At 67.2% G+C, this 18,271-nt stretch carries 17 protein-coding genes, 1 tRNA gene and 4 pseudogenes; 9 read left to right on the top strand and 13 right to left on the bottom strand.

From position 1 onward, the window contains the following. The first annotated feature begins 159 nt into the window (after positions 1 to 159). The 5 genes from ACQ86A_RS09560 to ACQ86A_RS09540 are packed head-to-tail and all read left to right on the top strand — an operon-like array spanning position 160 to position 4,471. Positions 160 to 843, top strand: a complete 684-nt coding sequence (locus tag ACQ86A_RS09560; protein WP_431280274.1) for a hypothetical protein — start codon at positions 160 to 162, stop codon at positions 841 to 843. Continuing rightward, positions 840 to 1,919, top strand: a complete 1,080-nt coding sequence (locus ACQ86A_RS09555) for a glycoside hydrolase family 130 protein (protein ID WP_431280273.1) — start codon at positions 840 to 842, stop codon at positions 1,917 to 1,919. Before ACQ86A_RS09560 ends, ACQ86A_RS09555 begins: the two co-directional genes overlap by 4 nt. Before the next feature lie 54 nt (positions 1,920 to 1,973). Further along, positions 1,974 to 2,324 (top strand): YciI family protein, encoded by a 351-nt coding sequence (locus ACQ86A_RS09550; protein WP_431280272.1) that lies wholly within the window; start codon positions 1,974 to 1,976, stop codon positions 2,322 to 2,324. A gap of 8 nt (positions 2,325 to 2,332) precedes the next feature. Further along, a complete protein-coding gene (locus ACQ86A_RS09545) occupies positions 2,333 to 3,604 on the top strand; it encodes an RNA polymerase sigma factor (RefSeq protein ID WP_431280271.1) in 1,272 nt (423 codons plus the stop codon). A 27-nt stretch (positions 3,605 to 3,631) separates the two neighbouring features. Then, positions 3,632 to 4,471, top strand: a complete 840-nt coding sequence (locus tag ACQ86A_RS09540) for an NAD(P)-dependent oxidoreductase (protein WP_431280270.1) — start codon at positions 3,632 to 3,634, stop codon at positions 4,469 to 4,471. A gap of 48 nt (positions 4,472 to 4,519) precedes the next feature. Here the strand turns inward: ACQ86A_RS09540 and ACQ86A_RS09535 are convergent, their stop codons facing one another. The 9 genes and pseudogenes from ACQ86A_RS09535 to ACQ86A_RS09495 all read right to left on the bottom strand — a co-directional run. Next, positions 4,520 to 5,542 (bottom strand): Gfo/Idh/MocA family protein, encoded by a 1,023-nt coding sequence (locus ACQ86A_RS09535; RefSeq protein WP_431280269.1) that lies wholly within the window; start codon positions 5,540 to 5,542, stop codon positions 4,520 to 4,522. Positions 5,543 to 5,562: 20 nt separating this feature from the next. Then, on the bottom strand, positions 5,563 to 6,216 hold the full coding sequence (locus ACQ86A_RS09530; protein WP_431280416.1) for a Gfo/Idh/MocA family protein: 654 nt from the start codon (positions 6,214 to 6,216) through the stop codon (positions 5,563 to 5,565). Between the two features lie 80 nt (positions 6,217 to 6,296). Further along, positions 6,297 to 6,536, bottom strand: a pseudogene (locus tag ACQ86A_RS09525) (Gfo/Idh/MocA family oxidoreductase); the annotation flags it as partial. Positions 6,537 to 6,610: 74 nt separating this feature from the next. Beyond that, entirely contained in the window at positions 6,611 to 7,465 is an 855-nt protein-coding gene (locus ACQ86A_RS09520; RefSeq protein ID WP_431280268.1) for a carbohydrate ABC transporter permease, read from the bottom strand. Beyond that, entirely contained in the window at positions 7,458 to 8,435 is a 978-nt protein-coding gene (locus ACQ86A_RS09515; protein WP_431280267.1) for a carbohydrate ABC transporter permease, read from the bottom strand. The genes ACQ86A_RS09520 and ACQ86A_RS09515 overlap by 8 nt, the downstream gene beginning before the upstream one ends. Then, positions 8,435 to 9,541 carry an ABC transporter substrate-binding protein gene (locus ACQ86A_RS09510; protein ID WP_431280266.1) on the bottom strand — a complete coding sequence of 369 codons (1,107 nt, stop codon included), beginning with the start codon at positions 9,539 to 9,541 and terminating at the stop codon, positions 8,435 to 8,437. Before ACQ86A_RS09510 ends, ACQ86A_RS09515 begins: the two co-directional genes overlap by 1 nt. A gap of 246 nt (positions 9,542 to 9,787) precedes the next feature. Beyond that, complete coding sequence (locus ACQ86A_RS09505; protein ID WP_431280265.1) at positions 9,788 to 10,963, bottom strand: Gfo/Idh/MocA family protein; 1,176 nt, start codon at positions 10,961 to 10,963, stop codon at positions 9,788 to 9,790. Next, positions 10,960 to 11,346 carry an ROK family protein gene (locus ACQ86A_RS09500; protein WP_431280415.1) on the bottom strand — a complete coding sequence of 129 codons (387 nt, stop codon included), beginning with the start codon at positions 11,344 to 11,346 and terminating at the stop codon, positions 10,960 to 10,962. The genes ACQ86A_RS09505 and ACQ86A_RS09500 overlap by 4 nt, the downstream gene beginning before the upstream one ends. A gap of 107 nt (positions 11,347 to 11,453) precedes the next feature. Continuing rightward, positions 11,454 to 12,155: pseudogene (locus ACQ86A_RS09495) on the bottom strand (ROK family protein); the annotation flags it as partial. Positions 12,156 to 12,293: 138 nt separating this feature from the next. On the opposite strand from ACQ86A_RS09495, the pseudogene ACQ86A_RS09490 reads away from it, so the two are divergent. Further along, positions 12,294 to 13,755, top strand: a pseudogene (locus ACQ86A_RS09490) (AMP-binding protein); the annotation flags it as partial. Between the two features lie 57 nt (positions 13,756 to 13,812). Further along, complete coding sequence (locus ACQ86A_RS09485) at positions 13,813 to 14,358, top strand: AMP-binding enzyme (protein ID WP_431280414.1); 546 nt, start codon at positions 13,813 to 13,815, stop codon at positions 14,356 to 14,358. Here the strand turns inward: ACQ86A_RS09485 and ACQ86A_RS09480 are convergent. Together ACQ86A_RS09480 and ACQ86A_RS09475 are read right to left on the bottom strand one after the other, a co-directional pair. Beyond that, a complete protein-coding gene (locus ACQ86A_RS09480; protein ID WP_431280264.1) occupies positions 14,345 to 15,124 on the bottom strand; it encodes an SDR family NAD(P)-dependent oxidoreductase in 780 nt (259 codons plus the stop codon). The genes ACQ86A_RS09485 and ACQ86A_RS09480 overlap by 14 nt on opposite strands. Positions 15,125 to 15,391: 267 nt before the next feature. Then, a tRNA-Lys gene (locus ACQ86A_RS09475) sits at positions 15,392 to 15,464 on the bottom strand. Positions 15,465 to 15,561: 97 nt separating this feature from the next. On the opposite strand from ACQ86A_RS09475, the pseudogene ACQ86A_RS09470 reads away from it, so the two are divergent. Continuing rightward, positions 15,562 to 16,361: pseudogene (locus ACQ86A_RS09470) on the top strand (inositol monophosphatase family protein). A gap of 6 nt (positions 16,362 to 16,367) precedes the next feature. Here ACQ86A_RS09470 and ACQ86A_RS09465 read toward each other — a convergent pair. Both ACQ86A_RS09465 and ACQ86A_RS09460 read right to left on the bottom strand, forming a co-directional pair. Beyond that, on the bottom strand, positions 16,368 to 16,844 hold the full coding sequence (locus tag ACQ86A_RS09465; RefSeq protein WP_431280263.1) for an SRPBCC family protein: 477 nt from the start codon (positions 16,842 to 16,844) through the stop codon (positions 16,368 to 16,370). Positions 16,845 to 16,853: 9 nt separating this feature from the next. After that, complete coding sequence (locus ACQ86A_RS09460; RefSeq protein WP_431280262.1) at positions 16,854 to 17,243, bottom strand: ArsR/SmtB family transcription factor; 390 nt, start codon at positions 17,241 to 17,243, stop codon at positions 16,854 to 16,856. 152 nt (positions 17,244 to 17,395) lie between these two features. Between ACQ86A_RS09460 and ACQ86A_RS09455 the strand changes: the two genes are divergently transcribed. After that, positions 17,396 to 18,271 (top strand): ABC transporter ATP-binding protein, encoded by an 876-nt coding sequence (locus ACQ86A_RS09455; RefSeq protein ID WP_431280413.1) that lies wholly within the window; start codon positions 17,396 to 17,398, stop codon positions 18,269 to 18,271.

Genomic DNA, 18,271 nt, shown 5'->3' with positions numbered 1-18,271 from the left:
CCAGTGGGACGACCCCACCGGCATCGGCTGGACGAGCGACTCGATCTTCAACCCGACCGCGATCGAACGCGGCGACGAACTGCACCTCTTCTACCGCGCATCCCCGCGCAAGGAATCGACCGCGAGCCGGATCGGCCACGCCGTGCGCCGGAACGGCGAGTGGACGGACTCCCCGCGAACCCCGTCATCTACCCGACGCTCGAGAACGAAGTGCTGGGCTGCGAAGACCCGAAGATCTACGCGGTCGACGGTCGCTACGTGCTCTTCTACAACGCGATCTGGCGCACCCCGAGCGGCGACGTCGGCTGCGACATCATGTCCGCCGTCTCCGACGACCTGGAGAACTGGGAGAAACTGGGCCTGGCGGTGCCCTACGACGTGTCGCAGAACTGGGCCAAGGGCGCTGTGGTGCCGAGGGATGCGGCGGGCAACGCCGTGCGCATCCGTGGCGAGTACCTGATGTTCCTGTCCGAGGGATGCGGTGGCCGCCCGATGGTCGGCCACTCCGACGACCTGATCACGTGGCGTTTCGCGGAGCAGCCGTACCTCGACCTCACTCCGCTGCGCGGATCCCTTCACGAAGTCGCGTGCGCCGTCGTCGACGACGGCAACCTCGTGCTCGACTTCTTCTACGGCGACGAGAACGGCGACTTCTCCGCCGCCCAAGCCCTCTACTCCCCCGACGAACCGTTCCAGCAGCTCGCCTTGAACCGGGGCGGATCGCTCGCCTGGGGCGGGCTCCAGAAGCTTGACGGCGACTGGGCCTTCGCGCAGGGCTGGGATGCCCCGGCCTCCTCCCGCGAGATGTACTTCTACCGATCGAACCAGAAAGCACCATCATGAGCTCCCCCGAAGCATTCCCGTACGCGCTGATCCGGGCGGGAGTCGTGATGACCCCCGAGCCGGGCAATCCGCTCGAGGTGGAGGGCGTGCTCAATCCCGCAAGCGGTCGCGGCCCCAATGGCGAGCTCTACCTGCTCCCGCGGCTCGTCGCCGACGGCAACGTCTCCCGAGTCGGGCTGGCCCGGGTTGTCGTCGAAGATGGCGTTCCGACCTCGGTCGAACGGGAGGCGGTCGTACTCGAACCCGAGCGCGAGTGGGAGAAGGGCGCTAACAACTCGGGCGTCGAGGATCCGCGTGTCACGTTCATCCCCGCGCTCGGGCTGCACGTCATGACCTACGTCGCGTTCGGCCCGCTCGGCCCGCGCACCGCCGTCGCGACGTCGACGAACCTGCGGGAGTGGCGTCGGCTCGGACCGGTGACGTTCGAGTACGACGACGACCTGGGTGTCGATCTCGGGCTGTACCACAACAAGGACACGGTCTTCTTTCCCGAGCCCGTCATCGCCCCCGACGGCACCCCCAGCCTCGCGGTACTCCACCGCCCGGTCTGGGAGCTCGGCGAGGTGCGCCCGGGCGAAGGCAACCGTCCGCCCGCAACGGTTGCGGAATCCCGCCCCAGCATCTGGATCGCGTTCGTGCCTCTTGAGGCTGCACTCACCGACCAGCGCGAACTCGCCCGCTGGCGACAGAATCGCTTTCTCGCCGGGCCGGAGTATCCCTTCGAGGAACTCAAGATCGGAGCGGGGCCCGCACCGATCCGCGTTCCCGAGGGCTGGCTGCTGCTCCACCACGGAGTGACCGGCGTCATCGTCAACTCGATGGCGCAGCAACAGAACGTCAACTACGGCGCCGGCGCCATGATCCTCGACGGGGATCAGCCGTGGCGCGTGCTCGACCGCACGAGCGCTCCGCTGCTGGCCGCCGAGACCGAGGACGAGCGCAGCGGAATCGTACCGAACGTGGTCTTCCCGACGGCGATCGAGGAAGTCGAGGGACAGACCTTCGTGTTCTACGGCATGGCCGACTCGAAGATCGGCGTCGCCCGGCTGGAGCGGAACATCCGATCTGAGGAATGATGTCGAGAACGGCGATGCCCGTTCGTGTAGATGGTGAGAGAAACGGAGAACATCATGACTCAGTACCTGCTCAGCGTCTACCAGCCCGACGGCCCCATCCCGGAGCCCGACGTGCTCGCCGCCATCGGCGCAGACCTCGACGCCCTCAACACCGACATGCGGTCGGCCGGCGTCTGGGTCTTCTCGAACGGTCTTCTGCCGCCCACCTCGGCCACCACTCTGAGGCCGTCACCCGAGTCGCGAGGTGACGTCCTGATCACGGACGGCCCCTTCGCAGAGGGCAAGGAGCATCTCGGCGGATTCACCGTCATCGAAGCCGCCGACCTCGACGAGGCGCTCGAATGGGGCCGGCGGATGGCTACCGCGACCACTCTGCCGATCGAAGTACGTCCGTTCGCCGGCTGACGAGCCCGGTGGACACGACGGAGATCGGCCGGGTGTTCCGTGCCGAGTACGGGCGGTCGGTCGCCGTGCTGTACCGCGTCTTCGGCGATCTCGACATCGCCGAAGACGCGGTTCAGGATGCGTTCGCGACCGCGCTCGAGCGCTGGCCCGCCGACGGCATCCCACCGAGCCCTGCCGGCTGGATCATCACCACCGCCCGCAGGCGCGCCATCGACAGGCTGCGGCGCGAGGCGAGACGTGACGATCGACATGCCGCGGCGGCGCTGCTCCACGAGCAGAGCCTTGCACCGTCACTCGGTTCCGGGTCGGATCCCGAGGAGTCTCCCGTGCACGACGACCGCCTGCGCCTGATCTTCACCTGCTGCCATCCCGCCTTGGCGCCGACGACCCGCGTCGCACTCACCCTGCGGTTGCTCGGCGGGCTGACGACGGCCGAGATCGCACACGCGTTCCTGGTCCCCGAGGCCACCATGGCGCAGCGTCTCTCACGAGCGAAGGGCAAGATCAGGGATGCGCGCATCCCGTACCGCGTCCCCCGCGACGCCGACCTGCCCGACCGCCTCGACTCGGTGCTTGCCGTCGTCTACCTCATCTTCAACGAGGGCTATCTGGCGAGCGCTGGAGACGACCTCGTGCGCGCCGACCTCTGCGCAGAAGCCGTACGCCTCGCGCGTCTGCTCCGAGCGCTCATGCCCGATGAGGAGGAGGTACTCGGGATGCTCGCGCTCCTCCTGCTCATCGAGTCACGCCGCGACGCCCGCGTCGGCGCAGACGGCCTGCCCGTCCTGCTGGGCGATCAGGACCGTTCCCGGTGGCATGCGGCACTCATCACCGAGGGCCAGGACCTGGTGCGCGAGTGCTTGCGCCGCAATCGCCCTGGTCCGTACCAAATCCAGGCGGCGATACAGGCGGTGCACTGCGAGGCCCGCGTGGACGGGCGCACCGACTGGGCACAGATCGTCGCTCTCTACGACCAGCTGTTGAGCATCCAGCCGAGCCCGGTCGGGGCGCTCAATCGAGCGGTCGCCGTCGCCGAGCTCGACGGACCGGCACCCGGTCTCGCACTCGTCGAGGATCTCGGCGCTGCGGCCCCGTCGCTGCCCCGGCTCGCGCTCTTCCACTCGATCCGCGCCGAACTCCTGCGCCGCCTCGATCGCCCGCTCGAGGCCGCTCACGCATACGAGGCGTCGATCGCCCTCACCGACAACGAAGCCGAGCGGGTCCATCTCGTGCGGGCGCGGGCATCCCTTCACTCTCCGAGAGGATCGAGTCTTCCGTAGACGCGCGGATCGGCGCACAGTGGACGCATGAAGATCGCATTTCTGGGCCTCGGCCGGCTGGGCCGCGAACTCGTCGTCCACCTCATCGACGCCGGCCACGACGTCACCGTCTGGAACCGGTCGCCAGAGCCGGCCGAGGTCGTCCGCAGACGCGGAGCACACGTCGCCGACTCGGCCGCCGCGGCCATCGAGGGCGCGGAAGCGGTGATCTCCGTGTTCTTCGGTCCCGATGTCGTGCGCGAGATCATCGTCAAGGGCGACCTGCCGTTCTCCAACGACGCGTTGTGGATCGACGTCACGACGGTCTCCCCGGCAGACGCCACCGAGTTCGCCGCATGGGCCGCCGATGCCGGGGTGCGCTACGTGCACTCGCCGGTCATCGGCTCGCTGTCACCCGCACGCGCAGGAACGCTCGGCGTGCTGATCGGCGGCGATCCGGATGCGGCGCGCGAGGCCCGCAAACTCGTCGCCCTCTGGGCCGACCCCAACAAGCTCCGCAACCTCGTGTCGCCCGCCGACGCCGCCACCGGCAAGCTGGTGGCCAACCTGGCCCTCGCGATGTCGATGGAGGCACTGGTCGAGTCGCTGCGCCTGGGTGAATCCGGCGGGCTCGCTCCAGAAGAGGTGCTCGACACGCTCGGGATCACGACGATCGCCCCGATCGCGGCGCTGAAAGGCGAAGCCGTGATCTCGGGCAACTACGACGACACGCAGTTCTCGGCCGCGCTCCTGGCGAAGGACGCCCGCCTGATGCTGGCCACGAGCAAGAAGGCTCTGCCCGGTGTCGAACTCGTCGCGAGCATCCTGGATCGCGCGATCGCCGCCGGTGACGGCGAGAAGGACATCGCCGTGCTCGCCCGAGGGTGACGACCGACGACTGACGTCGCTCGTCACCCTCGGGCGAGCCGATCGGCGTCAGAGCAGTACGGGCTGGCCCGTGCGAGCGGAACGCTGCGCGGCGTCGACCACACGAAGTGTGCGAACGCCGACCTGGCCGCTCGGGGCGGCCGGTCGGCCCTCCCGCGCGGCCGCGAGGAACTCGTCGAGCATCGCCCGGTCGAGGTCGTCGCCGACGCTCTCCCAGACCTCGCCGTTCGCATCCTGACCGCGTACGTGCTGAGCGAACGGGGCGAGTGTGACGGTTCCGCGCGTACCCGTGATCTGCAGCGTCAGCCCGCCCCAGGTGGGGGCGTTGTCGGGCACGCTCCACGAGCAGTCGATCGTCGCGACAACACCACCCGGGTAGATCGCGGTGACCAGGCCACCCGTCTCGACCTGGACTCCGGAGTCGGCGTGCAGCATCCGGTTCGTCACAGCCCGAACAGAAGTGGGCAGGGCGCCGAAGAGCTCGTCGAGCAGATCTGCGCAGTGCACGACATGGTCGACGAGCGCGCCACCGCCGGACAAGACCGGGTCTGTGAACCAGGCCCGGTTGGCGATGGGCAGCTTGCCGTTGTTCGTCCCCTTCACACCGATCACCGAACCGAGCTGCCCCGACCGCACTCGGGCGAGGGCATCCGCGAACGACGAAGCGAATCGAACCGGATACGCGGTCATCAGGGAGACATCCGCTCGTTCGGCGGCGGCGACCATGGCAATCGCGTCCTCGACGGTGGTGGCAAGCGGCTTCTCGCACAGGATGTGCGCTCCCGCGGCCGCAGCGCGTTCGACGAGGTCTCGATGACGCGAGTTCTCGGCGGTGACGACGACAGCATCCGGACCCCAGGCGAGAGCTTCGTCATAGCTCGCCACGTACCGCACTCCGAGGATCGCGGCCAGCTCTGCACCGCGGGGTGCATCGTCGGGAGCGTCCGCTCCGTCGGGATCGGTCGTGATGAGCTCGATGTCGTCGCGGTCCGCCAGCAGTCGGCAGTAGCCGATCGCGTGGGTGTGCGCGAACGAGAGCACGGCAACGCGGAGTCTCGGTCGATCGGTCATCTCTGGTCTCCGGATCTCGGTCATGCGTTCACCCCGACGGTCTCGAACTCGACGAACGCGGCCAGGTCGACGTCGATCGCGAGGCCGGTGCGGATCGACTCTGCTGCGGCTTCGGCCAGGGCGACAGCCCGGATGCCGTCGGCCGCCGTCACCCGCGGCAGCGATCCACCGGCGAATGCCTCCGCGAACTCGCGGAGCTGGGTCGTGTATGGGCTCTCGGCATGCGCGGCGGGCGGCAGATAACCGTCGGCGTCGCCACTCGCCGGCAGGTCGACGACCACCGCCGTGTCGATGGCGGAGTCGATGGCGAGCACGCCGTCGGTTCCCGCGATGTCGGCGCTGGTGCGGAACGCCATGCCCTTCGCGCCCCAGGTTCCCTGGATGCGGCTGAGCGCACCGCTCGTGTGGGTGAGCACGACGTGGGCGGTGACCTGCGCGGGCACGATCCCGTCGATGCTCGGCGGTCCCTGCACCGCGTACACCTGGCTGACGTCGCCGGCGAGCCAGAGCGCCTGATCGAGGTCGTGGATCATCTGGTCGAGCACGATCCCACCGCCGGCCGTTTCGTCGAAGAACCACGAACCCGCGCGGGGGCTTCGCCGCCGCGGACGAAGCGCAGCACGGCGGGAGTGCCGATGCGTCCCGCGTCCACCTGCTCCTTGATCCGCGCATATTCGGGGAAGAATCGCACCACGTGCGCCGGGAAGACGAGCACTCCGGCCGCCTCGGCCGCTGCCGCGATCTCGCGGGCCGCCTCGGAGGTGGCCGCGAGCGGCTTCTCGCAGACGACGTGCTTGCCCGCCGCGATGGCTGCGAGCGCCAAGTCCCGATGCGAACGGCTCGATGTCACGATGTCGACGATATCCACCGCCGCGAGCACCTCGTCGAGGTCGTCCGCAAAGGAGAACCCGTGGGCGTCGGCGAGCGCGGCGGCTCCGTCGTGCGAGTAGACGGTGACGTCCGCTCCCAGCTCGCGCCAGCCCGCCGCGTGCACGTGCGAGATCCCGCCGGCGCCTATCAGGCCGACTCGGAGTGTGTTCACTGCTTGCCTTTCCACTGTGTGTACGTCTACTTCATACCCGAGAATGCGATGCCGTCGATGACGCGCTTCTGCATGATCAGGAACAGGATGAGCACGGGAGCCATCGCGAGGAGGCTCGCCGCGAGCAGCAGCGGGTAGTCCGGGATGGACCGCTGACTGGTGAGGGTCGCGATACCGGCCGAGAGCGGCATCTGGGTCGAATCGGTCGCGACGATGAGCGGCCAGAGCAGATCGTTCCAGGATGCGAGCACGGTGATGATCGCGAGGGCCGACAGGCCCGGCTTGGCCAACGGAAGCATCACCTTCCAGAACGTCTGGAAGTGGTTCGCGCCGTCGAGCCGCGCGGCCTCGGCGAGTTCGTCGGGCAGGCCGAGGAAGAACTGCCGCATCAGGAACGTGCCGAAGGCGCTGAAGATGCCCGGCGCCGCGATGCCCGCTATCGTGTTCAGCCAGCCGAGGCCCTGGACGATCTGGTACTGCGGCAGCAGGTACACCTGCGGCGGCACCATCAGGATCGCGAGCACGAGACCGAAGATCGTCCGCTTGAAGGGGAACTCCATCCGGGCGAATGCGTAGCCCGCCATCGAGCAGAGCAGCAACTGTCCGACGGTCCGGATGATCGTGACCGCCACCGAGACCCACAACTGGTTGAGGAACGGCAGCTGATCGAACACGTGCGCGAAGTTCTCCCAGTGCAGCTCCCCCGGCCAGACGGTCGGCGGCACACTGGTGACCTGCGCGTTGGTCGACAGCGACATCAGGATCTGCCAGACGAACGGGAAGATCATGAACACGGACGCGACGATGAGGACGATGTGGGTCACGCTCGTTCCGAGCCAGGCCCGTCCGCCCTTGGGGCGCACTTCAACGGCACTAGACATAGTTGACCCACCTCTTCTGCATGCGGAACTGGAGAATCGTGAACACGCCGACCAGGAGCAGGATGGCGACGCCCACGGCGGCCGCGTATCCGTTGTCACCGGTCTGCTGGTGCGCGAAGAAGAGATAGACCATCGACTGCGTCTGGTTGATCGCCGGGTTCTGCGTTCCCATCAGTGCGTAGAGCAGGTCGAACAGCTGGAAGCCGGTGATGACGGTCATGACCGACACGAAGAAGATCGACGGGCTCAGCAGCGGAACCGTTATCGAGAAGAACTGCCGCAGGCGACTCGCGCCGTCGAGCGACGAGGCCTCGTACATCTCCGGCGGGATTCCCTTCATCCCCGCCGAGAGCACGATCAGGTTGAAGCCCACCGAGATCCACATGCCGACGACGCCGACAGCGATCAGGGCCAACCACTCGGTGGAGAGCCAGTTGGGGCCCGAGATGCCGACGAGCGAGAGCAGGTAGTTGAGCATCCCGAAGTCGCCGTTGAAGATGATTCGCCAGACCATCGACACGGCCGCCGGCATCGCGACGTACGGCAGGAAGAATGCCGTGCGGTAGAGGCTCGCGAACTTCAGGCCCGGTCGGTTGATCAGGCTGGCGAAGACGACGGCCAGAGGGATGCCCAGCAGCAGGAAGCCGACGTAAATCAGGGTGTTCAGGATGGAGCGCCAGAACATCGGATCGGACAGCATCGTCTCGTAGTTGGTCAGCCCGCTCCAGGTGGCCCCGCCGAACACGCCCCAGGTCGTGAAACTGAAGTAGGCGTTGCGGATGATGGGCCAGATGTAGAACACGATGACGCCGAACAGCAGCGGCAGAACGAAGAGTGCCGCCCACAACCATTCCTTGCGCTTCGCCTTCGTGTTCCGACGCGAGCGGCCGCTTCCGGCGCGCAGGACCCGGGCGGGTGCCGCCGCACGTGTGGCGGCACCCGCTTTCTCGATGATCGTTTGCGTGGACATTATTCTTTGGCGAGTGCCGCGTTCATCTTGTCCGCGAGCTCCTTGGCCACATCGGCCACCGGTCGCTTGCCGTCGAAGGCGTCAGGGAGCAGGTCGCTCTCGAACTTGTTCCACGCGGCGGTGTTCTTCGAGATCGGGTACGGGAAGGACGAATCCTTCGCCTCCGTCAGGAAGATGTTGAGGTCCCACGGGGCCGTCTTCACGAAGGCCTGCTGCGTGTCGTTGAACGCGGGGTTCGCCGCTCCCAGCTTGGCCTGGATCTGAGCGGCCTTCTTGCCGGCCAGGTAGTTCTGGAAGGCGACGGCCGCCGGCTTGTTCTTGGAGTCCTTGGCGACGACGTTCGCAAGACCGTGGATGACCGTCGCGTTGCGCTCGCCCTTCGGCAACGGCGCCAGCGCGATCGAATCCTTGATCGGCGACTTCAGCAGCTCGGCGTTCGACCAGGTGCCCGACCAGAACATCGCCGACTTGCTGTTGATGAACCACTGGTCCTGCGGGGTGTCGGAGAGCTGCGACGGTGTCGGCGACGATCCGTCGGCGACCAGGTCGCGCACGAACTGCAGACCCGCGATCGACTTGGGGTCGTCGAAGCCCGACTTCTTGCCGTCCTTCGAGATGATCGAGCCACCGGCCTGCAGGACGGTGTTGTAGTAGACCTCCTGGCCGCCCGCAAGCCCGCTGGCCACACCGAAGACGCCGTCGCCCTTGAGCCTGTCCGAGATCGCCTTGGCCTTCTGGTGGAACTCGTCCCACGTCCAGCCGTCGGTCGGATAGGCGACACCGGCCTTGTCGAACAGTGCCTTGTTGTAGTAGACGCCGATCGTGTCGAAGTCCTTCGGGGCGCCGTACTGCTTGCCGTCGTAGGAGTAGAGCTCGTTCAGGGATGCGGGGTAGTTCGCCGGGTCAACGGCAGAGCTCACCGGCTCGAGCATGCCGTTCGAGGCATACAGCTGGAAGTTGGGGCCGTTCATCCAGAAGACGTCGGGCAGGGTCTTCGACGACCCTTGTGTCTGGAGCTTCGTGAAGAAGTTCTGGTACGGCGTGATCTGCTCGGTCACCTTGATCTTCGGATACTCCTTGTTGAAGTCCTTGATCAGCGCGTCCATGGCCGGTTTCTGGTTCGAATCCCAGAAGGCGTATGAGATCGTCGCCGAGAGATTAGGATCGGCAGTGGCCCCGGTGGACCCGCTTCCAGTGTTGGATGAACAGCCGGCTAACAGGGCGGCGGCAGCGACCGTGGCCCCAGCGGCAAGCAGTGCTTTTCGCATTGGATCTCCTTTGAATGTGGGGGTTGGTGTTTCTGATGCCTCCTGGGTCGGCGATTGCCTTCGCCGACCCGGGAATCCTGGTCGCTAGAGCCTGAGCGCGACCCGTTCCTTCACAGCGGGAACCGCACGCGGCCGCGATCCGTCGCGCAGCGACTCGGTCGCCGCGACGGCCGTCGCTACCGCGTTGCGCGCCGCGAGCGCCGATGTCTCGGTCGGCGCGTCGTTCAGCACGAAGTCGATGAACTCGGCGACGGTGAGCCGATCTGCATCCCCGTGGCCGCCGTTGTCGCCGCGCACCCGGTACTCGACATCGCCGGCCGCGTCGTAGGTGGTGCGCCGGTTCCACACCCGCACCACGCCGCCATCGGAGTCGCCGAAGTTCTCGAGCCGTCCCTCGGTGCCGATGACGGTGTAGTTGCGCCAGTAGTCGGGTGTGAAATGGCACTGCTGGTACGAGGCCAGCACCCCGTTGTCGAGGCGCATACTCACCATCGAGAGGTCCTCGACGTCGATCACCGGGTTGAGCTCGGTCTGGCTGAGCGGCGGCCACGAGTCGAACGAGAACCACTCGGGCATCGTGCGATCCGAGTTGTCGCGGCGGTCGGCGATGTCGCCGTAGACGGAGAGCTCGCCCATTCCGGTGACCAGGGTGGTGTACCCGCCGGCGAGCCAGTGGATCACGTCGATGTCGTGCGCGCCCTTCTGCAGCAGCAGGCCGTTGGACTTGGCCCGCTCGGCGTGCCAGTCCTTGAAGTAGTAGTCGCCGCCGTTGCCGACGAAGTGGCGGCACCAGACTGCTTTGACCTCGCCGATGTCGCCGCGCTGAATGATTTCCCTCATCAGTCGCACGACGGCCATGTGCCGCATGTTGTGACCGACGTAGAGCTTGCTCCCGCTGTCCGCGGCGGCTTCGAGGATCGCGTCGGCATCCTCGACCGTGATCGCGAGCGGCTTCTCGAGATAGACGGCCACGCCGGCGCCGAGCAGATCGATCGCGATCTCGGCGTGGGTGTGATCGGGCGACGTGACGAAGGCCGCATCGATCTGCTGGCCGCTCGCCAGCAGCTCGCGGTGGTCCAAGAAGAGGGCGACGCCGGCGCCGAAGGATGCGCGAGCACGTTCGCGAGACGCCTCACTCGGGTCTGCGACGGCGACGACCGCTCCGCTCCCCGAGTCCACGGCGTGCTGCGCGATGCTCGACCGAGCCCCGGCACCGATGACCGCGAGCCGAAGCTGCCTGCGCGTTTCCCCTTGGTTCATGACTGTGCGACCCTCTCTGCCAGCGCGCGGGCACCGGCGACATCGATGTGCGGTTCCGCGACGTCCGCGATCCCGTAGACGCGGTGGGCCGACTCGACGTATGCGAGCGCCACGGCCCCCAGAACCACCGATTCGGCGCCCAGTTCCGAGGCGATGATCGACGGCCGGATGGGGAGCGGGATCGCTCCCCACACGGCGCGGCGCAGGGGCTCCAGCAGCGCATCTCCCGCACGGGAGAGGCCACCGCCGACCACGACGACGTCGGGGTCGATCGCCATCGTGACGGTTGCGATGCCGGTGGCGAGCCCGCCGACGAAGCGCTCGACCTCCTCGGTCGACTCGGGCTCTCCTCGGCGGCGCGGCGGAACACGTCTTCGCCGGATTCGCCGCTCGTCCAGCGCAGCTGTCCGCGGGCGTTCACCTGCTTCGAGAAGACGATGTCGCCGACTTCGCCCGCGGCGCTGTGGCTGCCGCGTCGCAGGCGTCCGCCGATGATCAAGCCCATGGAGATGCGGTGCCCGGCGAAGAAGTAGACGACGTCGTTCATGAGCCGGGCCGACCCCATCCGGTGCTCGGCCAGGGCGGCGAGCCGCATATCGTTCTCGACCGTCACCTCGCAACCGAACTCGGCGCCGAGGTGGCCGGACACGTCGACGCCCTCCCAGTCGGGAAAGTTGCGAGAGACGACGAGGCGGCCGTCTTCGCCGACGAGACCCGACACGGCGACCGTCATCGAGAGCAGCCGTCGGCGGTCGATCCCGCTCTCGTCGAGGCAGCGGCCGATGATGCGTTTGACACCGAGCATGCGGCCGGCCCCGCCGATCGTCTCATCGACCGTCTCGTCGGTCCAGGCGATGATGTGCCCGGCCAGATCGGCGACCGCCGCGCGAATTCGGTGGATGCCGACATCCACGCCCATCACATAACCGGAGTCGCTGGAGAACTCATAGATGCGTGCGGGTCGTCCGGCGCCGCGACCGCCGAGAGTGTGCTCGTCGACCTCGCGCACGATGCCCCGGTCGCTCATCTGCAGCAGTGCCGCCTCGACCGTCGGACGCGACAGACCCGTTCGGGTCGCGACCTGGGCGACCGTCGCCCTGCCTCCGTCGCGCAACGCGAGCGCGCACCGCGCGGCGTTCCCCGCCCTGAGGCGCGAGGCCGCCGGCTCGGGGGTGCGGTCGACACCTGCCATTGATTCAGCTCCATCACTGTTACAACGAAATTGCATTGCGTAATTACTAGCGGTCAGTAAAGCACGGCAGGAATGGCGGGGTCAAAGGTTATCCGAATAGAACTAAAGCCGTTTGCGTAGTAGAGCGTTCGTTTCGGAATGCGTCGCCCTCCACGGCGTCCGCGCGCGCATCCGGGTATCGTCCGATCAGTGACGTCGACCATCGAGAACCTCTCCCGGGAGACCCGGGTCTTCCCGCCCCACCCCGACTTCGCCGCGAACGCGAACATCGGAGCCGACGCCTGGGAGCAGGCAGCGGATCCGGTTGCGTTCTGGGAGAAGCAGGCCGACAGGCTCGACTGGCACGAGCGCTGGGCCACGGCGCACACCTGGGAGCCCGCCACCGACACCGGTGCTCAGGATGCGAACGGCGACGCGATCCTCACCGTCCCCCAGGCGACGTGGTTCCAGGGCGGCAGGCTCAACGCGGCCGTCAACTGCGTCGACCGCCACGTCGACGCCGGCAACGGAGACCGTGTCGCGATCCACTTCGAGGGCGAGCCCGGCGACCGCGAAACCATCACATACGCCGACCTCCAGCGCCGCGTCGCGCAGGCGGCGAACGCACTCGAAAGCCTCGGTGTCGGGAAGGGCGACCGCGTCGTCGTCTACCTGCCGGTGATCCCCGAGACGATCGTGATCACGCTCGCGATCGCGCGCATCGGTGCGATCCACTCCTCGTCTTCGGCGGCTTCTCCGCGGAGGCGCTGAGGTTCCGGGTCGAAGACACGGCGGCGAAGCTTCTTGTGACCTCCGACGGCCAGTTCCGGCGCGGTCGCGCGGTCGCGGTCAAAGCCGCCGCCGACGAGGCCGTTTCGGGCTCCGACGCGATCGAGCACGTGCTCGTGGTGCGCCGGACCGGCGACCTCACTCCCGACATCCCCTGGACTCCCGGGCGAGACGTCTGGTGGCACGACGTCGTCGACACCGCGTCTACGCAGCACTCCCCCCGGTTCTTCGACGCCGAGACGCCGCTGTTCATCATCTACACCTCGGGCACGACGGGAACGCCGAAGGGCGTCGTCCACACGACGGGCGGCTACCTCACCCAGGCCGCCTGGAGCCACTGGGCGCTCTTCGACGCGAAGGACTCCGATGTGTACTGGTGCACGGCCGACCTGGCCTGGGTCACGGCGCACACGTATGTGCTCTACGGACCCTTCGCCAACGGCGCGACCTCGGTGATCTACGAGGGCACCCCAACACACCGCATCCCGGCCGTCACTTCGAGATCATCGAGCGGTACGGCGTCACTACCTACTACACGGCGCCCACCCTCATCCGCACCTTCATGACCTGGTTTCCGGATGGCGTCCCCGCGCAGTGGGACCTCGCCAGCATCCGCCTGCTCGGCACCGTCGGCGAGGCGATCAATCCAGAGGCCTGGGTCTGGTTCCGCGAGCAGCTCGGCGCATCCCGGGCACCGATCGTCGACACCTGGTGGCAGTCGGAGAGCGGGTCGGCGATCGTCGCTCCTCTGCCCGGCGTCTCGACCCTGAAGCCTGGATCGGCCACCCGTGCGATTCCCGGCGTCACGGTGCGGATCGTCGACGAGAACGGCGACCAGGTGCCGAACGGCTCGGGCGGAATCATCGTGATCGACGGCACCTGGCCGTCGATGGCACGCACTGTGTGGGGCAACCCGCAGCGCTACCTCGACTCGTACTGGCGCCGCTTCGCCGACCGCGGCTACTTCCTCGCGGGCGACGGCGCCAAGTACGACGACGACGGCGATATCTGGCTCCTCGGCCGCATCGACGACGTCATCAACGTCTCGGGCCACCGCCTCTCCACCATCGAGATCGAGTCGGCCCTGGTTTCGCATCCGGCGGTCGGTGAGGCCGGAGTCGTCGGTGTCAGCGATGCGACCACCGGGCAGGCGATCGCCGCGTTCGTCATCCCCTCCCGCGAGGTCGCGGAGGCCGAACACGAAGAGCTCGCCGCACTCCTGCGAGCCCATGTCAGCCACGAGATCGGCCCCATCGCCAAGCCCCGGGAGATCGTGGTCGTACCCGACCTGCCGAAGACCCGGTCGGGCAAGATCATGCGCCGCCTGCTCGTCGACCTCTTCGAGGGCCGCACCCTCGGCGACACGACCTCCCTGCAGGACGAGACCGTGCCGCGTCAGATCGCGGAGCGCCTGGCGTCGGTCAGAGGGTCGTGATCAGGCCGCCGTCGATGACGACAGTCGCGCCCGTGATGTTCGTCGCGCGCTCGCTCGCCAGCCAGAGCACAACATCGGCGACCTCCTCCGGATGCGTGAAACGTCCGGTCGCGGATGCTGCCGCCGCTCCCTTCGCCACATCCTCCGGCCGCTGCCCCGTGGCGTTCGCGACGGTCTGCGCGACGCCGCCCTCCCCCAGCCACAATGCCGTCTCGACCGGTCCCGGGCACACGCTGTTGACGCGGATGCCCTGCGCACCGAACTCCTTCGACAGCGACTTCGCGAAGCTCGTCATCGCTGCTTTGCCCGCGCTGTAGTCGATGACATCCGGGTCGGGAAGAAACGCGTTGACCGAGCTCGTGTTCACGATCGTGCCGTGGCCGGCCGCGAGCATCCCCGGCAGGAGCGCCCTGGTCGTGCGCACCGCCGCCATGAGGTTGAGGTCGAGGGATGCGTACCACTGCTCGTCCGTGACGCTCAGGAAGCCGTCCACCCGGGTCTTCGCCAGGCCGACGTTGTTCACCAGGATGTCCACCGCCGGTCCGGCCGCACCTGCCAGAATCCCTGCCGCATCGGGCCGGGCGAGGTCGGCCGCGACGAACTCGACGCTCCCCGCATCCACCAGCTCCGAGAGCTCCGGCGTGATCGACCGCGCACCCGCGATCACGTGCGCGCCTTCGGCGACGAGCCCCCGCACGATGGCGAGTCCGATGCCCTTGCTCGCGCCCGTGACGACGGCGCGTTTTCCTGAGAGTCCGAGATCCATGGGCTGAGCGTATGGGGACGGGGGGCCGGTCGTCTACGGGTCACGCGGATAGCCGCGGTTTCGATGGCTGACGCGCGCCCGGCGCAGGAAGAATCGGTGCGAACTGGCCCGGTTTTCCTGCGTTGTGCACCGACACGCCGCGTGCCGCTTCAGAATTCCTGCGCAAGGAACGCCCCCTCGACCCGTCGCCACGAATTCCGCGAACGCACGCCTCGCGAACGACAAGAGCCCCTGACCTAAACTCCCGGTCAGGGGCTCTTTCTGGGGTGCACCCCCTGGGACTTGAACCCAGAACCCACTGATTAAGAGTCAGTTGCTCTGCCGATTGAGCTAGAGGTGCGTATTCGATTCGGACACCCGAACCGAGGTCCAACATTAGCATCAGATTTGCGCCGCGCGCCAATCGAGCATCGCTCGGCTCCCGATAGGCTCGACGGGTGACTTTCGACGCCGCCAGCAGCTCTCCTCTCGCCGACGATCTCGCCCTCGCCCTCCGGTTGGCCGATGCCGCCGATGCGATCTCCATCGACAAGTTCCGCAGCCGCGGGCTGCACATCGACGTGAAGCCGGATCGCACGCATGTGACCGAGGCCGACCTCGCCGTCGAGCGCGCCATCCGCGAGATCCTCGCGTCCGAACGACCGGACGACGGCATCCTCGGTGAGGAGTACGGCGTCGAGGGCGACGCCCGCCGTCAGTGGATCATCGACCCGATCGACGGCACGGCCAACTACCTCCGGGGCGTCCCCGTCTGGGGAACTCTCATCGCCCTAGCCGTCGATGGCGTACCAGTGGTGGGCGCCGTCTCCTCCCCGCGCTCGGAAAGCGCTGGTGGGCGGCGAAGGATGCGGGCGCGTGGCTCTCCGAGAACGGCGCCGAGCCGCATCGACTGCGAGTGTCCGGCGTCGCCGAGCTCGCCGACGCATCCATCAGCTTTCAGAGCATCGCCCAATGGGACGAGGCCGGATACCTCGACCGCCTGATCGCGCTGACGCGCCAGGTGTGGCGAGACCGCGCTTACGGCGACATGTGGTCGTACATGCTGCTGGCCGAGGGGCTCGTGGATGCGGTGGGCGAGTTCGGTGTGAAGACCTACGACCTGGCCGCCCTCATCCCGATCGTGGAGGAAGCCGGCGGCCGCCTCACCTCGGTGACGGGTGAGGCCGGCCCCGGCAACGGGTCCTCCCTCGCCAGCAACGGCATCCTGCACGACGCGCTGCTGGCAGCCCTCGCTTAGTCGAGGTCAGAGCGTGACGGCGAGCTCCTCGAGCTGGTCATAGCCGTCGGTCATGCCCGACTCCATTCCGGACGAGACCATGCCGTCGCGGGCTTCGAGCGTCGGATACACGGCCTTGCCGACCAGGCGCGAGCGGCCGTTGCCCAGGTCCTCGAACTTGATGGACTCGATGCTGACCACATCGGGATAGCCCTCGAACTCGAACGTCTGGATGGCGAAATCGTTGTCTCGCACGACATGGAAGACACCGCGGAACCCGTACTCGCCTCCCTGTCCGTCCTTGTGGATGTAGCGGTAGCCGCCGCCTGTCGAGAAGTCGTACTCCTGCAGGTCCATCTCGTAGCCGCGCGGACCGACCCAGCGCTTGTAGAGCTCAGGATCCTTGTGGGCACGGAACACGGCCTCGACGGGTGCGTCGAACTCTCGCTCGAACTCGACATACGGAAGACCCTCGGGTGCGGTTACTTTGAGTGCGTTGCTCATGATCGTTCCTCATTCCCTTGTTTTGATGTCGTCGCCTGGTGTGGCGTTGTCGCCGGGCTCAGCGTCTCCGAGTTCGGCCAGTACTGCATCCAGCGACCGGAATCGCTGTTCGTGGATCAGCCGGTATTCGTCGATCCACGCGGTCAGTTCTTCGAGCGCATCCGCGTTCAGGTGCACCGGGCGGCGCTGGGCCTCCTTGGTGCGCGTCACAAGGTGCGCTTCTTCGAGCACGTGGATGTGTCGGGAGACCGCCTGCGTGGTGATCGCGAACGGTTCGGCCAACTCGTTCACGGTGGCCGGCCCCCGGCTGAGACGGGCGACGATCGCTCTCCGTACCGGGTCGCCGAGCGCTTGGAACGCCCTGTCCAGCCGATCTTCGACGCCGCCGACCTCATCCATACTCAACTCATTCCTTTATCAACACTTACGTTGAATACGATAGATGCTCCGGATGCCCGTGTCAAGGGTTCCCGCCCGGGCCGCCTGTCGATAAGTTGGGGACAGTGAGCACCCCTTCCGCGCCTCCCCTCGTGCACATCGACCATTTCCGGATGGATTTCGGGCGCACGACCGTCATCCGCGACCTCTCGTTCGACATCGAGCGAGGCGAGACCTTCGGCTTCCTGGGCAGCAACGGCTCGGGTAAGACCACGACGATCCGCGCGCTTCTCGGCATCTACCAGCCGACCGGCGGCACGCTGCACATCGACGGTCGCCGGTTCAGTCCCGAGGCCGGCATCCGTCTCGGTTACCTCCCCGAGGAGCGCGGGCTCTACAAGAAGGAGTCCGTGATCGACGTCATGGTCTACTTCGGCAAGCTCAAGGGGCTGTCGGCGGAGCACGCCCGCCGCTGGTCGCGCGACTACCTGGCCAGGGTCGAGATCGGCGACAAGGAGAAGGTGCGCCTCGACAAGCTCTCGGGCGGTCAGCAACAGAAGGTGCAGCTCGGCGTGACCATCATGAACGACCCCGAGCTGCTCATCCTGGACGAGCCGACCAAGGGCTTCGACCCGGTCAACCGGCGCCTGCTCATGGACATCATCGACGACCAGAAGAAGGCCGGATCGACCGTGATGATGGTCACCCACCAGATGGAGGAGGTCGAGCGCCTCTGCGACCGGGTGATCCTGCTCAAAGACGGCGTCTCGCGGGCATACGGCACCGTCGCCCAGGTGCAGGAGCAGTTCGGCGGAACCGTCATCCTCGTCGATCACGACGGCACGATCCCGCCATCTTCCGACTACTCGATCGCTCAGGATGCGGGCGGCCACGCGGTGCTGGAGGTCGCGAACGACGCCGATCCGGCCGCCATCCTGCGCCGACTCGTCGACGCAGGTCTCGACGTCGGCCGCTTCACCCCCACCCGCAAGTCGCTCGACGACATCTTCGTCGAGGTCTACGGAGCCGAGAACAGGGAGCTCGTCTGA

The sequence above is a fragment of the Leifsonia poae genome, from assembly GCF_050632195.1.
Lineage (GTDB): Bacteria > Actinomycetota > Actinomycetes > Actinomycetales > Microbacteriaceae > Leifsonia > Leifsonia poae_C.
The sequence above is the reverse complement of the archived record's forward strand: the minus strand, read 5'-3'. Positions and strand labels throughout refer to the sequence as shown.

What these genes read in the sequence shown, in the direction of transcription:
- ACQ86A_RS09465 (WP_431280263.1), bottom strand. Translation starts at nt 16,844, where the DNA reads ATGAGCAACGCACTCAAAGTAACCGCACCCGAGGGTCTTCCGTATGTC.
- ACQ86A_RS09555 (WP_431280273.1), top strand. Translation starts at nt 840, where the DNA reads ATGAGCTCCCCCGAAGCATTCCCGTACGCGCTGATCCGGGCGGGAGTC.
- ACQ86A_RS09540 (WP_431280270.1), top strand. Translation starts at nt 3,632, where the DNA reads ATGAAGATCGCATTTCTGGGCCTCGGCCGGCTGGGCCGCGAACTCGTC.
- ACQ86A_RS09455 (WP_431280413.1), top strand. Translation starts at nt 17,396, where the DNA reads ATGGATTTCGGGCGCACGACCGTCATCCGCGACCTCTCGTTCGACATC.
- ACQ86A_RS09505 (WP_431280265.1), bottom strand. Translation starts at nt 10,963, where the DNA reads ATGAACCAAGGGGAAACGCGCAGGCAGCTTCGGCTCGCGGTCATCGGT.
- ACQ86A_RS09550 (WP_431280272.1), top strand. Translation starts at nt 1,974, where the DNA reads ATGACTCAGTACCTGCTCAGCGTCTACCAGCCCGACGGCCCCATCCCG.
- ACQ86A_RS09480 (WP_431280264.1), bottom strand. Translation starts at nt 15,124, where the DNA reads ATGGATCTCGGACTCTCAGGAAAACGCGCCGTCGTCACGGGCGCGAGC.
- ACQ86A_RS09520 (WP_431280268.1), bottom strand. Translation starts at nt 7,465, where the DNA reads ATGTCTAGTGCCGTTGAAGTGCGCCCCAAGGGCGGACGGGCCTGGCTC.
- ACQ86A_RS09510 (WP_431280266.1), bottom strand. Translation starts at nt 9,541, where the DNA reads ATGGACGCGCTGATCAAGGACTTCAACAAGGAGTATCCGAAGATCAAG.
- ACQ86A_RS09535 (WP_431280269.1), bottom strand. Translation starts at nt 5,542, where the DNA reads ATGACCGATCGACCGAGACTCCGCGTTGCCGTGCTCTCGTTCGCGCAC.
- ACQ86A_RS09460 (WP_431280262.1), bottom strand. Translation starts at nt 17,243, where the DNA reads ATGGATGAGGTCGGCGGCGTCGAAGATCGGCTGGACAGGGCGTTCCAA.
- ACQ86A_RS09515 (WP_431280267.1), bottom strand. Translation starts at nt 8,435, where the DNA reads ATGTCCACGCAAACGATCATCGAGAAAGCGGGTGCCGCCACACGTGCG.
- ACQ86A_RS09485 (WP_431280414.1), top strand. Translation starts at nt 13,813, where the DNA reads ATGGCACGCACTGTGTGGGGCAACCCGCAGCGCTACCTCGACTCGTAC.